The sequence below is a fragment of the Tyzzerella sp. An114 genome, from assembly GCF_002161055.1.
Classification (GTDB): domain Bacteria; phylum Bacillota; class Clostridia; order Lachnospirales; family Anaerotignaceae; genus Fimicola; species Fimicola cottocaccae.
Genome location: NZ_NFLT01000004.1, coordinates 223,881 through 239,315, shown reverse-complemented (window position 1 = coordinate 239,315; position 15,435 = coordinate 223,881). Strand labels below are relative to the sequence as shown.

The window sequence follows — 15,435 nt, the reverse complement described above, 5'->3', positions numbered from 1 at the left end:
TATACCTCCATTATTTAACCTTTATCAAAAATGTTCCGGCATATTCCGGTGTAAGTTTATACTCCTCACCCTTTAATAAAATTGCTCTATTAACTTTTTTGCCTTCTCCGCCTGATGCGGCATTTTTAATTCTAAAAGGTTTTATACTTCTAAGTTCAAGACCTTCTTTTCCGTTTTCATCATCTTCATAGCCATATACAAAAATTCCTGTGCTCTCATTTTTCAAAATATCTTTAATTGAGAATTTTTTATCCATTGAAAGAAGTTCAACATTATCAAGACTATAACTTCCCTGTATATACTCTCCGTTTTTAATACATTCCATTGAACCTATGTAATTTTTCCACTCAAGAACAAGGTCACATTTTATTTCTGTTGAAACCATAACAAGTATGTCACAATATGTACTGCTTATAATTTCAACTTCACTTGAAAGTGCTTCTACACTCTTTTTATACTCCTCTATATCATTTCTCATTGATAATAATAAATCTTCCATATCATCATTATATTTTTCAACATCATCAACATATTTTTGAATATCTGATATATTAAAAGGAATAACTGTATTTAAAATATCATCAATATTTATATCATTTATAGATTTTCTGTTTTCAATTTTTTCTTCAATATTATTAAGTTTACTAATTTTTTCAACTTCATATAAATAATTAATATATTTATTTACTCCAAAATCTTCTTTTTGTTCCTCCATAAGTTCTTCTTCACATAAATCACGAAGATTATCAATACTTGTTTGAAATTTTTCTTTTAATTCCACAGCATCTTTTAAAATATCTTCATATTTTTTATAAACAGTCTCAAATTTTTTATTGTTATCCTCAGCCTGTGTTCTTCCAGAATATAATCTTTTTTCTAAACTTCTTTTCTTTGTTATTCTATAAATTACAATCGCTAATACTATTACTATAATAGCAATTATAATTCCTCCAATTAAATTAACTGTATTCAAATCAATCACATATCCTTCCAAATTGACAACAGCAGTCATACCGGAAACATCTACAATATTAAGGGCAAATTTTACATTTCCACCTTTTTCTGATGTTACAGTAATAAAACCGTCTTTTTCAATTACAGTAACTTTATTATCTTCGTTTAACTGTGCTACACTTTCAATTTTTACACTATCATTATCAGGGTCAGAATATAAATCTGATGTTTTAAATGTAAACTGTTTACCATTTTCTCCTCCTCTTGATAAAAATACACCGTTTTTATCATGAGTAACAAGAGGACGACTTTCGATTTTTATAGTTTCATCTGTTGTATAATACAAATCAATAAAATCTTCATAAGTAACATGGATTGCATATTTGTACTCTCCATAATCTTCAAAAACAAATTCATTACTTACATAAATTCCATTATCATTTTTAAAAGTCAAACTTTCTGTTTTATTTTCGCCTTCATCATTTATATTACTTATAGTAGCTGTAACTTGTGTTGCTTGGTCTATTTCTATTTGATTTTTATTTTGGTCAAAAAATCTAACCTGCATTTTTTGAGGCTGATTTCTGTAAATATTTTCATCATCATTTGAATTTACAATCTCAGCATTAGCATAGAGTGAAGTGTAATATGCAATAGTTCCCTTTGTATTTTCTTTAAAATCTCCATAAACTTCTAAAGTCCACTCTCCAATTTCAGGATTTTCAACTGAAATATATGTACTTTTCTCATTAGTCCACTCTTTGACACCATTATTATTTCCACTAGGTGAGTTAAGTTTTACAGTATAGTTACTATCATTTTCAAGATATAATTGAAGTTTTTTAACACCCAAAGAAGGCACATAAAATGTCATTTTACCTGTTGAGTCAACACTTATTTCTCTATATTTCATATCATTTTGAATAGAATAAAAAATATGTGCAAACTCCTCAGAGAGATTTCCTATTTCACTATCTGTAACCTTTTTAAATCTTTCATTTTCATAGGAATTATTTTCATCAAAATAGTCAACAAGATTTTTTAAATATTCCTCATCATTTCTATCTTTTTGAAGATATACACAGTATATAGGAATATTTTTTCCCTGTAACAATTTAACCTGTTCTAAAGTTTTATTATCTGCCAAATTTTTATAATTTTCATCGCCATTTGAATTTTCATTTATGCCATCACTAAAAAGTATAATTATAGGTTTTCTTGATATATTTTGGTTTTCAAAAGGTGTGCTTGCAACTTCAAGAGCCTCACCTATATTTGTTCCACGATTATTTTCATTTTGTTCTGTCATATTAAAAAAATCCATAACCGTTTTAATATCTTCTTCTTTTTCCATTGGTGTAAGGCTTAACATTTTTGAAACATAATCTCCAAAATATACACCGCCAATACGTATATCAGAACCAACAGCAAGATTTGCAATATTTCTTAATGCTTGGTCTCTTATAGCTTGCTGACTCCAAACACTGCCACTATTGTCAGCAACTATAATAACATCATAGCCTGTTGTATTGATATTGCTAGGCAAAACTGCATTGTCAGAATAAGAAACCTCTTTATTCTCCTCTGCAAAACAATTTTTTGTAAGTGCTGCACTTTGAATACTTGTTAAAGCAATTATTATTGCCATAAACAAATATATCAATGACACCTTCTTTTTTCTTTTTAATTTCATAAATAGTTCCTCCTTATTTACTATATTTTTATCAGTGCAACGCTGTCCTTTTACCATATGATATATAAATTTTACGTTAATGTCCAAAACAAGACTTTGTTCATAAAAGTTTAAAAAATGACATTTTTCGATTATTAAATTAATTATATCACATATAAATATATATAAATAAACATTTTGTGACTATATGACTTTTATTATATAATAATGAAATTAATTAAAAATTAAACAACAAAAAACACCTGATATATTTATCAGGTGTTTTTATTTTCTATTTATTTAAGTATATCAACAACACAATCTTCAACTGTTGTATCTTCATTTATAAGACCTTCAGCTCTAAGCCAATCAATATCATTTTGCCAAACTTCTTTATTCTGTGAAAGGAAAGGAGCAGTTTCAGTTTCCATAAGTGGTAAAAGAACATCTATACTTCTCTTTTCAACACCCTCACTTAATGGGAAGTTTTCTTCATTCTGATTTTCAAGAAGTGTTTTAAGAGTGCCTTCTGGGTCATTTTTCATGTCCTCAAAACCTTTTTTTGAAGCACGAAGGAATTTTTCTATTTTTTCAGGATTTTCATTTATAAGTTTATCTCCTGCAACAAAAACAAGCTCGCCATAATCTGGAACACCATAATCAGTAGGGAAGAAATAGCTCATTTCAAAACCTTCCTCCTCAAGAGCTGGTATCTCATGGTTTACAAGACAACCTATTGTTGCATCAACTCTCTCTGTTGTCATAGATGTCATAAGGTCAAAACCAACATCTATAAGTGTCACATTGTCCATACTTCCACCAACACTCTCAAGCATTGTTTTTATAAGGGCTTCGTTAAACTCTGTACCACTATAACCTATTGTTTTTCCCTCAAGGTCTTTTGGAGTTGTTATGTTTTTACTTTTTAAAGCAGCAACAATATTTAAAGGAGATTGCACTATTGTTCCAACAGCTTTAACAGGTATATCCTCATTTACAATAGCTCTTATAACATCATTAGGATAGTATATTCCAAGGTCAACTTTACCTGCTGCTGAAAGAGATATAGCATCATTTACATTTGAAGGGAAATACACTTTTACATCAAGTCCCTCCTCTGCATAATATCCCTTTTCTATGGCATTATATATAAATCCATGAACTGCATTAGGATACCAATCAAGAACAACACTAAATTCTTCCAAATCACCCTTTTCAGATGATGTATTTTCACTATTTTGTGCAGTTGAATTTGTATCACTGTTTCCACATCCAGCAAATGAAAAAGCTGTCACAACTGCCATAAACAAAGCAACCATTCTTTTTTTCATAATCAAATTTCCTTTCTCCATTTAATAAGTGCATTTTCAATAATACCAATAATACCAACAAGAACCATAGCAACAACACTTAAAACTACAACAGGAGCAAAAACTCCGGCACCGTCAAGCTGTGTCATCATTCTTTTACTGAAATATCCCAAACCACTTTGAGCTCCAAGCCATTCTGCAATAGCCGCACCTATTATACTTAAAGGCACAGCCATTTTTATTGCTGAAAAGAAATATGGCAAAGCTGAAGGCAATTTAAGTTTTATAAAAATATCCTTTTTTGTAGCTCCATAAGTTGTTAAAAGTTCTTCCATTTCTCTTTTTGTAGATTTAAAGCCGTCATATACTGTTATTGTTATAGGGAAAAATGTTATAAGTATTGTGACAAGAACTTTACTCCATATTCCATAGCCAAACCATAATACAAAAAGAGGAGCTATAGCTGTTGTAGGTATTGTCTGAGAGGCTATTATAACAGGATATAAAGCACTCTCTATTTTTTCGTTTAAATCCATAATTATCGCCAAAAAAAGACCTAAAACTATTGATATAACAAGTCCCAATGATGTTACACCCATAGTGGCAGGAAGATGAACTGTAAAAAGAACATCTCTAAGCTCCCATATTTTTTTGACAATCTCAATAGGCGAAGGCAATATATAGGATGCATTCATTCTCATAGCAATAACTTGCCATATAGCAAAAAGTATAACTGTAAGTATTATGGAAGGAATACTCTTTTTCATTGTTCTTCCCTCCTGTTTCTAAGTTTCTTTATAAGTTCCTCTCTAAGAGCAACTATATCTGGTCTTTTTAAAAATTCTCTGCTTTTTGGATATTGCTCTGGTATTTCAACTCTTTCCATATCTTTAAAAGGTCTATCCTGTATTATGTATACAGCATCAGAGAGAAACACAGCTTCCTCCACATCATGAGTTATAAATATAATAGTTTTTCCAAAATGTTTCCACTGTTTTAAAAGCCATTCTTGCATATCCATTCTTGTAAGAGAGTCAAGGGCTGAAAAAGGCTCATCTAAAAGCATAATATCACTTCCAGCAAGTATAGTTCTTGCAAAGGATACACGCTGTTTCATTCCTCCCGAAAGGTCTTTAGGATATTTATCTATATAATCCAAAAGCCCTACTTCTTCAAGAACATTAACACATTTTTTATGCATATCTTTTTTGGGAACACCTTTTATTTCCATTGGTATACAGAGGTTTTTTTCTATTGTTCTCCAAGGAAAAAGTAAATCTTTTTGGGGCATAAAAGCACAGTAATCTTTTAATGTATTTATATTTTTACCGTCAATTAATATTTCACCCTTTTCAGGTTTTTCAAGACCATTTATAAGTCTTAAAATTGTACTTTTACCACAACCACTTTGACCTATAAGAGATACAAACTCACCTTTTTTCACAGAAAAATTTAAGTCTTTCATCATATAAAAATCATCTTCTGCATACTTAAATGTTACATCTTTAAATTCAAGCAAAAGTTTACATCTCCTTTTTATATGACATATCCCAGAACATATACTCATATCTACTACAATTTACAAATATATCTCTTAAAACTTCAAACTGTTCTTCTGTGCAATTTTCTCCAAGTTTATCAACAAGCTCTATTATTTCATTGTTATCAAAAGCATAACTTTCTGATGAATAACCTTTAACCCATTCACCGTAAAATTCATGATTAAGAGACTCAGGATTTTCTGCCAATTTATCACCAATCTCCTTATAACTCCAAGAACAAGAAAGTATTGATACAAGAAGCTCTAAAACTCCCATGTCATGACCTACTTGAAGCATATATTTTGTATATGATGTATTTACTATTGAAGGCTTTGCATTTTTAACTTCTTCTTTTGTAATACCAAGTCTCTCCATATATGTTTTATGAACATGCATTTCACTGTTTAAAACACCATTTACAAGAGATGCAAACTTTCTCATAAGTTCTTCATCTCTAGCTTTTACAACTCCTAATGCAAAAACCTTTGCATAATCAAGAAGATATATATAATCTTGTATCATAAAAAATCTAAACTTATCAATATCAAGAGTTCCATCACCAATGCCCTTTACAAAGGGGTGTTCATGGTAGCTTTTCCATATTTCTTTTGTACTTTCATAAAGTCTCTGTGAAAGTTTCATATTAATTTATCACCCTTTCAAAAAAATAGAAATAAAAAAAGACTTTTCCCGCAGAAAAAGTCCTAATACTTAAAGCAATTGCTTCCCTGCGTTGGTACTAACCACATCAAGTTCAAAGGGTTGGAAAAAATCCTCTCAGCTCCCGAAAACGGAGGCACCCCCAGCTAAAAATAATATTATTTTATGTAGTTGATTATAATATATAAAAACTCAAATGTCTACCTAAAACATACATTTTTTTACATAAAAAACCTTTGACAAATATATATTTTAAAACTATTCTTTATTTGTAAATATAATTTGGGTAAAGGAGAAATTAATTTGGACGAGGAAAAACTCATAGATTTGGCAGTAGATGCCGGAGAAATAATGCTTAAAAGTGGTGGAGAAATACACCGAGTTGAAGATACTATGACAAGAATAATGTCAACAGCCGGTTCAGACTCAGAACCGGAAGCGGTAGTGTTCCCTACGGGAATTTTTGCCAGTATGAACGGTAAAAAGGGAAAACTTACTAAAGTAAAACGTCTAGAACAAGGTAATACAGACCTTACACGTCTTGACAGAGTAAATACTTTAAGTCGTAAATTTGTTTCGGGGGAATTTACATTGGGAGAAGCTATGCAAGACATGGAAAGAATTAAAAAAATACCTTCTGTTACAAATTTTATGTTTGTATTAGGAATATGTATGACTTGCCTTTTTTTCACATTAATGTTTGAAGGTAATTCAAAAGACGGTTTCACCTCAATGTTAACAGGTATTGTTCTTGGAATTACAATGCTTTTTTTATCCACGAAAAATATATCTTATTTTATATCAAGATTTTTATGTGGAGCAGTTTTAACAATAGTTGCACTTATTTTTTATACTTATAATATATGTTCGGAATATGACAAAGTTATAATAGGCTGTCTTATGCCTCTTGTTCCGGGGGTTACAATAACAACAGCCCTTCGTGATGTATTAAACGGAGACTTTATTTCTGGAGTGTCTCGTGTGGCTGAAGCAACACTTGTTGCTGTTGCAGCAGCAGGAGGAGTGGGAATAATTCTTAAACTTTGGGCTGGAATGTAAGGAGGTTTATTATGTCAAAGATATTATATCAATCTGCTGTGGCTTTTGCAGCTTGTTTCTTTTTTTCAATAACATTTAACACACCAAAAAGAGAACTTGTTTTTTGTGGTTTTACTGGTGCTTTAGGTTGGTTTATATATTGTATAGTTGTTCATGGATTTAACGGTGACCCTGTAACAGGTTCATTTTTTGGAGCTTTAGCTTTAACAGCAAGTTGTAGATTTTTATCCCATATACGACAAGCTCCATCAACAATATATCTTATACCGGGAATACTTCCTCTTGTACCCGGCTCACAGATTTATAACACAATGTATGGAATACTTGATGGAGATATGGTATATTCATATACACAGGGAGTTCTCACTGCAAAACTTGCAGGAGTAATAGCTCTTGGTGTTATGATAATACTTTCATTACCTTATGCTTGTTTTAATTTCATAAGGAAAAACTAAATTAAGGAGGAATACTCTATGTATTGTAAAAATTGCGGTTCAATGATTGATGATAACACAAATGTGTGTCCAAAATGTGGGGCAACACAAAATAATAATGTATCTGAAACAAATGACAATGGTGGATTTTTATGGGGACTTTTAGGTTGTTGTGTGCCTATCGCTGGACTTATTCTTTTCCTTGTATGGAAAGACACAAAACCTAAAACTGCAAAAGCTGCCGGAATAGGTGCTCTTGTTTCTGTAATAATTGGTGTAATATGGTATGTTTTTGTATTTGTATTATCAATAGGTATAGGTATTTCAGGATATTAAAATAATAAAATGAGAGATAAGATATACAAATGGTTGCCTATAATATTTGGCTGTCATAAGAGAGCAGACCGCTCATTTTTTCACAAAGGAAAACAATTTCCAATATGTGCAAGATGCACTGGAGAATTAGTTGGAATGATATTGTCAGCATTTTTATTTTACATATACATTCCACCATTAAATTTTTGTATTTTAATAATGGTTCCTATGATTATAGACGGTTTTTTACAGTCGTTAACAAAATATGAAAGTAATAATATACTTCGTTTTATAACAGGTTTTATGTTTGGATATGGCTTAATATCATTATTTATAAAATCTAATATAATTGTAGCTAAATATGGATATAATATAGGTAAAAATCTAATATAAATAAAAAACGGTATTTCTAAGAAATACCGTTTTATTTTTATTATTTATCCTCTATAAAAATTGATAAGACAGCCTGAAAGTATTATCTTTCTTTCATCATCTGTTAAATCACCCATTTTAAGAGTAAATTCTTTCATATCTTTTCCAACAATATATGCTTTAAACTCTGTTGCTTTTTCAGAAACAAGTTTTTTAACATCTGGAACAAATATATAATCACCATTCTCAAATGGAATTTCGCCATCAAGTATAAATGGAAGCATACCCCAGTTAATAAGATTTGAACGATATCTCTTTGTAGCATACTCACCAGCAATATTAGCCCAACCACCTAAAACTTTCTGACAGCTTGCAGCCTGTTCTCTAGCAGAACCGTCACCAGGTTTTACAGCGTATATTGTACTTCCGATACCTGTTTTGTTCATATCAGCACTTGGGAATTTTTCATTTATCTTAGCAAAAACATCTTTTATTTCACCGTAAGCCTCAGCAGGATTTTCACCTTTTTCTCTCGCTTTTTCAGCTTTTTGAACCTCTTTAGCACGACCAACATAAGCAGGGTCTTTTCTTGAGAGTGTAAACTCTGCAAGTCCTAAAGGATTTGAACGGTATGAAGATGTCTCACCTGAAGGAATAAGCTCGTCTGTTGTTGTTACAGGGTCTGTAATTACAGATACAACTTTTAATACAATATCATCTGTAAGCTCACTCATAGCAGGCCAATCTGTAATATTAGGACCAAATTTAATATCAACAGAAGGTTCAGGTTTTCCAAAACCATTATAGCATCTGTTTTTGTAAACATCACCATTGAAATGATATTCAGGTTTTGTATATTCAATATCAAGGTCAGTTGCAGGTGTAAGTTTACCTTTATTTACAGCAGTTGCAGCTATTGAACGAGCGTCCATAAGAGCAACAGAAGCAATCTGATTATTTGTAATCTTAGAACCTTCTCTGTTAGGGAAGTTTCTTGTTGAGTGTCTGATACTTAAGCAGTTATTTGCTGGAACATCTCCCGCACCAAAGCAAGGACCACAGAATGCAGAACGAACAGTTGCACCAGAAACCATAATATCAGCAATAGAGCCATTTTCAACAAGACTTACAAATACAGGCTGGCTAGAAGGATATACACTGAGAGCAAACTCATCATCACCTATTGAGTGACCTTTTAATATATCTCTTGCATCACATATATTTTCATATGTACCACCAGCACAACCAGCAATAACACCCTGTTCAACATAGAGATGACCATCTCTAACTTTATCTTTAAGTTTGAATGTTACTTTGCTACTGTCAAGCTGTTCTGCTCCTCTCTTTTCACACTCGTCAAGAATGTCCATAAGATTTGCGTTAAGGTCTTCTATTGTATAAACATTGCTTGGGTGGAAAGGCATAGCAATCATAGGTTTAACCTTTGAAAGGTCTACATATATAAATCCGTCATAGTATGTACAAACACCTGGTTTCTGTTCTTTATATTCTTCAGGTCTACCATGAGTCATATACCAACCTTTAACCTTTTCATCTGTAACCCATACAGAAGAAAGACAAGTTGTCTCTGTTGTCATAACGTCAATACCATTTCTATAATCAACGCTTAAGTTTGCGATACCATCACCAACAAACTCCATAACTTTATTTTTAACATAACCATTTTCAAAAACAGCTCCAATAATAGCAAGAGCAACGTCCTGAGGTCCTACTCCTGGAACTGGTTTTCCTGTAAGGTATACACCTACAACCTGTGGTCTGTCTATATCATAAGTTTTATTTAAAAGCTGTTTTACAAGTTCAGGTCCACCTTCACCAACTGCCATTGTACCTAAAGCACCATAACGAGTATGGCTATCACTACCAAGTATCATTTTACCAACGCCACTCATCATTTCTCTCATGTACTGATGAATAACAGCCTGATGTGCTGGAACATATATACCACCATATTTTTTAGCACAAGAAAGACCAAAAAGGTGGTCGTCTTCATTTATTGTTCCACCAACAGCACAAAGTGAGTTGTGGCAGTTTGTAAGTACATAAGGCATAGGGAATTTTTCAAGTCCACTTGCTCTAGCTGTCTGGATAATACCTACATATGTGATGTCATGGGAAGCCATTCTATCAAATTTAATTTTAAGTTTATCCATATTGCCGGAAGTATTGTGATTTTCTAAAATACCATAAGCCATTGTATTTTTTGATGCCTCATCCTTTGAAGGTACATTTTCACCAATAAGTGATTTTAACTTTTCTAAAGCATATCCATCATCTTCAACAATATCTGTTCCATTTACAAGATACACACCATTTTTATATAACTGAACCATTTATTTACCTCCTCATTTGTTATATATTCATGATTTTTTATTATATAGTCGCAGGATAGATTTGTAAATACCCTGTGGACTTTTGTATTTCTAAGGATAATTTTACAAAATTATTATATTATCAATATTTTATTGATAAAAACCGTATTTTGATTATATAATATTTTAGTAAAAAATAAAATTAAGGAAGGTAGATATATAATGAGATACGAAGGAACAGTTTACAGACCGCCAAGTGAAGCGGGAAGCCTTATAATACAGCTTACAATAGGTTGTGCAAGAAATACTTGTACATTCTGTGCTATGTATAAAGATAAAAATTTCAGAATACGTCCTCTTGAAGATGTTGTTGAAGACCTTCAAATGGCAAGAGAATATTACAGCAGAATAAAAGTAAAAAGAGTATTTTTAGCAGACGGTGACGCTCTTATTGTTAAAACAGCAGACCTTCTCTATATTTTAGGAAAAGTAAAAGAGCTTTTCCCAGAATGTGAGAGAATTTCAATGTATGGTGCACCAAAAGACATTTTAGGAAAAACTCCTGAAGAACTTAAAACTTTAAAAGAAGCCGGTCTTGATATGGTTTACATGGGAATAGAGTCTGGTGATGATGAAGTTTTAAAATTTGTTAAAAAAGGTGCAACACAGGCTGAAATGATAGAAGCTGGAAAGAAAATAAAAGATGCTGGAATGATACTTTCAGTTACTTTAATATCAGGTCTTGGCGGAAGAAAATATCTCAAAGAACACGCAATAAACAGTGCTAAGGTAATAACAGAAATAAAACCTGAATATGTAGGATTTTTGACACTTCTTGTTGAGGAAGGAACACCTATGTACGACCAGCTCAAAAATGGTGAAATCGAACTTTTAAAACCACAGGAAGTTTTAGAAGAAATGAAACTTTTTGTAAGTAATGTAGACTCTGAGGGAACTGTTTTCAGAGCAAACCATGCTTCAAACTATATACCTTTAGGTGGCACATTCAATCGTGACAAAGAAAGTCTTCTTGCTCAGATTACAGAAGCTGAAAAGAGAAACACATTCAAATCTGATTATTTCAGAGCATTGTAATACAAATTCCCTAGAGGTGGGGTAATGAATTATTTAGGTTTATTAACACTTCTAACAGTTTACTTTATAATAGATTGTTTTATAGTAAACAAGAGAAGTCTTTGGATTGTGCCTATATTATGGACAATCCCCATATTTGGTATGGTTTTTAACTATGAAGAAGGTATGGAAATAAACGGACTTTTAGTTTTGATATGTTATTTTATGATATTTATATCAATAAAAAGTCTTTGGGGCATAAAAATGTGGAATACTAAAGACAGAAAATTTCACTATATAACATTCATATTTCTATATATGATTGTTTTTGCCCTTACATACTATGTATTTTATGAAGCATCATCATCAAAGTTTATACCTTCGTTTAGTTTCATAAAATCTGCATCTTTGAAACATTTTGCTGACACGTCCCTTTGGGCTTTAGTTTCAATAATTTTTACGTTCCCAATCTATAACTTTATAGACAAAACATTCGGCAAAAAAAGCGACCTTATTATTATATGTTGCAAGTCTTACAGCTCAAATATATTTTATGGTACACTTTTTTCAAGATATTATATTGAGGGTATTCACAACGGAAGACAACACCCCTTTGAAATTTCAAAGCGTATGTTTTTTATACTCAGAAAAGAAAAAACTCTTGAGCTTAAAATAAAAAAAGGCATACTTGGTGGAATATATGTCTTTGAAAATCCCTGTCCTAATCTTGAGAGAAAAGCCAGACGACGTGACAGAAAAATAGCAAGATTTTCATTATTATTCTTTATAATGACAGTTGTTGCAGGAATATACTTTTTCATACTGTACTAAAATAAAAATGTCTCTCATATATTTATAAAAAATATAGGGGAGGCTTTTTTAATGCGTAAAATTATTATAATTATGGTTATAAATACAATTATAACAGTTTTTATTATACCTTTTTTTACGGTTATGCACTTTTCAAAAGACAGTTCAACAAAAAATTCTAAAAATGAAAATCCAATAAAAATTGAAGTGTACAACCCTGAAACAGAAACAGCAGAAGAAACTCCCTTTGAGGAATATATAAAAGGTGTTGTTGGAGCAGAAATGCCAGCACTTTTTGACATAGAAGCATTAAAAGCACAGGCTGTATGTGCAAGAACTTATGCATTGAGAGAGATAACAGCTATGGGACAAAACACAGATGTTATGCCAAAACCTTCCGATATAGGACAGGCTTACAAAACAAAGGAAGAACTAAAATCACAGTGGGGAGAAAATTTTGATGAGTATTATTCTAAAATAGAAAAGGCTGTAAATGACACAGCTGGAGAAATAATGGTTTACAATGATGAGCCTATTTTAGCTGTTTTTCACTCTACAAGTGCAGGATACACAGAAAACTCAGAAAACATATGGCAAAATCCTTTGCCTTATCTTAAAAGTGTTGAAAGTAGCGGGGATATTTACGCTCCACAATATGAATATGAAAAAGAAATATCCTATAATGATATTAAAAATCTTTTTAAATCAAAATATCCCGATATAGTTTTCACCGATGAACCTTTAATATCTCAAATAAAAATAAACTCAGTAAGCTCTGCAGGATATATAACATCAGCCACAGCGGGAAATGTGACAATGTCAGGACTTGACATAAGAGGTGTTTTAGGACTTCGCTCAGCTTCCTTTACAATGAAAGATACAGGAAACTCAATAATATTTACAACAAAGGGATATGGTCATGGTGCAGGTATGAGCCAATATGGAGCAGAAGCCATGGCAGAGGAAGGCTCTACATATAAAGAAATACTTGAACATTATTATAGCGGAATAGATTTTAAAAATATGAATTAAAATAGTATAAATACACTCCCTTTAAGGCAATACTATAAGCGGAGGTGTTTATAATGAAAAAAAGCAGATTATATGGAGGAATAGTGTCATTCTGCCTTGTTGTTCTTGCAGCAGCAGGAATTTCAACAATAGGCTTTAAAAAAGATGCAGAAAATCAAAATAATACAGGTGAGATTGTAAGGGATGAACCTCATAAAGAGGTAGTTGTAAACAATACACCACCTTTTTACACAACCAATGTTGAGAACGTTGAAAATGTTGGTGATATTGAAGACACTGTTGAAAACAATGAAGTTTCAACAGAAAATCAATCCACAGAAACTGAGGTAACAGAACCTGAAAAAGAAGTTTTTCTTGAGTCAGAAGATTACACAGAAACAAGTGTTGTAAACACAGAAGACCCTCTTTTCAAATATCCTGCTGCCGGTGAAATAGTAATGGATTACAGTATAGACAAAGCAATATTTGATATAACATTAGAACAATATCGCACAAATGATAGTATATCCATAGGAGCGGCAAAGGGAAGCGATGTGACAGCTTCTGCTGACGGAACTGTATCAAAAATATACACAGATATTGAAAACGGTACAACTGTTGTAATTGACCACAAAAACGGCTGGCAAACTACATACAGCCAGCTTGAAAAAGATACGGCTGTATCTGAAGGTGACACTGTAACATCTGGACAAAAAATAGGAGTTGTAGCTACTCCTTCATCATACAGTGTACTTTTAGGAGACCATATTGATTTTAGTGTTGCCCAAAACGGAGAAAGCGTTGACCCTAAACTTGTTTTAGCAGAATAATAAAAGTCCCTTATTTTATAGGAAAAATTCTATTAAAATAAGGGATTTTTTATATTATTTTTTTGAAAGTATAAAAACAGTTGTCATTATAAAAACAAAACCTATAAAATCTATAAACATAAAACTACTTTTAAGCCATAACACAGAAAAAAGTGCGGCAGAAACAGGCTCAACACTGGCAATCATACTTCCCTTTACAGGTCCTATAAGACTTATACCATGAAGATAAAGAGAAAAAGCTATTATTGTTCCAACAACAGTTATAAGTGAAACCATTATAAAACCAACAAAATCCAAAGATACATCTATACTCCAAACTTTAGATATTAAACCTAAAAACACACCACCTATAAGCATACCATATCCTATTATTTTTATTGTGCCATATTTAGGTATTATTCTTGAAGGTAAGAGAGTATATAAAAACATTGTAACAGCAGAAGCTATTCCCCAAAAAAGACCTTCTTTAGATATTACAAGAGAATTTATATTGCCATGGGTAGCAAGTATAAAAGTACCTGATACAGCCATTACTATTGCAAGTATCTCTCTTTTTGTGGGAAGTCTCAAAGACATAATACATACATAAATCATTATAAATACAGGACCTGTATACTGTAATACTGTGGCTGTACCTGCATTTGTATAGCTTATAGCTGTAAGATATGTGTATTGACATAACATAAGACCTATAATGCTAAAAAGTAAAAGTTGTATAGAGTCCCTTTTATTTTTCCATATATTAAAAAACTCTTTTTTTTCTTTAATAATCATAAGAGTACACATTATAATGCCTGAAAAAACCATTCTCATAACAGTAAGCCATTTTGAATTTAAACCGTAATTCTGAAAAAGAAACTGTCCACAAGCACCAGAAAAACCCCAACAAACAGCACCACTTATGGTACATATAACACCCTTTATAGTCTTATTTCCATTGTTGCCCATATATTAAAATCCCCCTAATAATATAAAGTATGTTTTTAATAATATATCAAATAAATACATTATTCAACAAAAAAAGGTACACTTTAAAAGTGTACCTTTTTTATATAGAAAC

The 15,435-nt window shown here is 31.6% G+C and carries 15 protein-coding genes and 1 riboswitch; of the genes, 8 read left to right on the top strand and 7 right to left on the bottom strand.

The annotated features are described in order from the left end of the window. Positions 1 to 10 precede the first annotated feature (10 nt). The 5 genes from B5E58_RS05685 to tenA form a co-directional block, all read right to left on the bottom strand. Complete coding sequence (locus B5E58_RS05685; protein WP_158097677.1) at positions 11 to 2,647, bottom strand: vWA domain-containing protein; 2,637 nt, start codon at positions 2,645 to 2,647, stop codon at positions 11 to 13. A 275-nt stretch (positions 2,648 to 2,922) separates the two neighbouring features. Then, on the bottom strand, positions 2,923 to 3,957 hold the full coding sequence (locus B5E58_RS05680; protein ID WP_088108748.1) for an ABC transporter substrate-binding protein: 1,035 nt from the start codon (positions 3,955 to 3,957) through the stop codon (positions 2,923 to 2,925). A gap of 2 nt (positions 3,958 to 3,959) precedes the next feature. Continuing rightward, a complete protein-coding gene (locus tag B5E58_RS05675; protein ID WP_088108717.1) occupies positions 3,960 to 4,703 on the bottom strand; it encodes an ABC transporter permease in 744 nt (247 codons plus the stop codon). Next, a complete protein-coding gene (locus B5E58_RS05670; protein ID WP_088108716.1) occupies positions 4,700 to 5,455 on the bottom strand; it encodes an ABC transporter ATP-binding protein in 756 nt (251 codons plus the stop codon). The genes B5E58_RS05675 and B5E58_RS05670 overlap by 4 nt, the downstream gene beginning before the upstream one ends. Positions 5,456 to 5,459: 4 nt before the next feature. After that, positions 5,460 to 6,119, bottom strand: coding sequence for a thiaminase II (gene tenA / locus B5E58_RS05665; protein WP_088108715.1), 660 nt, complete (start codon positions 6,117 to 6,119; stop codon positions 5,460 to 5,462). 66 nt (positions 6,120 to 6,185) lie between these two features. Continuing rightward, positions 6,186 to 6,291, bottom strand: a riboswitch (TPP riboswitch). Between the two features lie 149 nt (positions 6,292 to 6,440). On the opposite strand from tenA, the gene B5E58_RS05660 reads away from it, so the two are divergent. Genes B5E58_RS05660 through B5E58_RS05645 form a run of 4 tightly spaced genes read left to right on the top strand, consistent with a single transcriptional unit; the run spans position 6,441 to position 8,338 of the window. After that, the gene (locus B5E58_RS05660; protein WP_088108714.1) at positions 6,441 to 7,196 is read left to right on the top strand and encodes a threonine/serine ThrE exporter family protein; all 756 of its coding nucleotides are present in this window, start codon (positions 6,441 to 6,443) and stop codon (positions 7,194 to 7,196) included. 11 nt (positions 7,197 to 7,207) lie between these two features. Then, positions 7,208 to 7,651, top strand: a complete 444-nt coding sequence (locus B5E58_RS05655; RefSeq protein WP_088108713.1) for a threonine/serine exporter family protein — start codon at positions 7,208 to 7,210, stop codon at positions 7,649 to 7,651. 18 nt (positions 7,652 to 7,669) lie between these two features. Further along, complete coding sequence (locus B5E58_RS05650; RefSeq protein WP_088108712.1) at positions 7,670 to 7,966, top strand: zinc-ribbon domain-containing protein; 297 nt, start codon at positions 7,670 to 7,672, stop codon at positions 7,964 to 7,966. 9 nt (positions 7,967 to 7,975) lie between these two features. Next, the gene (locus B5E58_RS05645; RefSeq protein ID WP_088108711.1) at positions 7,976 to 8,338 is read left to right on the top strand and encodes a DUF2085 domain-containing protein; all 363 of its coding nucleotides are present in this window, start codon (positions 7,976 to 7,978) and stop codon (positions 8,336 to 8,338) included. Positions 8,339 to 8,382: 44 nt separating this feature from the next. Here the strand turns inward: B5E58_RS05645 and B5E58_RS05640 are convergent, their stop codons facing one another. Next, positions 8,383 to 10,671, bottom strand: coding sequence for a hydratase (locus tag B5E58_RS05640; protein ID WP_088108710.1), 2,289 nt, complete (start codon positions 10,669 to 10,671; stop codon positions 8,383 to 8,385). A 201-nt stretch (positions 10,672 to 10,872) separates the two neighbouring features. Here B5E58_RS05640 and B5E58_RS05635 point away from each other — a divergent pair, with 201 nt between their 5' ends. From B5E58_RS05635 to B5E58_RS05620, 4 genes are read left to right on the top strand one after another with little or no spacing between them, the layout of a single operon-like run. Then, positions 10,873 to 11,745, top strand: a complete 873-nt coding sequence (locus B5E58_RS05635; protein ID WP_088108709.1) for a radical SAM protein — start codon at positions 10,873 to 10,875, stop codon at positions 11,743 to 11,745. 24 nt (positions 11,746 to 11,769) lie between these two features. Then, on the top strand, positions 11,770 to 12,555 hold the full coding sequence (locus B5E58_RS05630; RefSeq protein WP_088108708.1) for a hypothetical protein: 786 nt from the start codon (positions 11,770 to 11,772) through the stop codon (positions 12,553 to 12,555). 51 nt (positions 12,556 to 12,606) lie between these two features. Next, a complete protein-coding gene (spoIID, locus tag B5E58_RS05625; protein ID WP_088108707.1) occupies positions 12,607 to 13,566 on the top strand; it encodes a stage II sporulation protein D in 960 nt (319 codons plus the stop codon). A 53-nt stretch (positions 13,567 to 13,619) separates the two neighbouring features. Next, complete coding sequence (locus B5E58_RS05620; RefSeq protein WP_088108706.1) at positions 13,620 to 14,375, top strand: M23 family metallopeptidase; 756 nt, start codon at positions 13,620 to 13,622, stop codon at positions 14,373 to 14,375. A 54-nt stretch (positions 14,376 to 14,429) separates the two neighbouring features. Here the strand turns inward: B5E58_RS05620 and B5E58_RS05615 are convergent, their stop codons facing one another. After that, entirely contained in the window at positions 14,430 to 15,323 is an 894-nt protein-coding gene (locus tag B5E58_RS05615) for a DMT family transporter (protein ID WP_088108705.1), read from the bottom strand. Between the last annotated feature and the right edge of the window lie 112 nt (positions 15,324 to 15,435).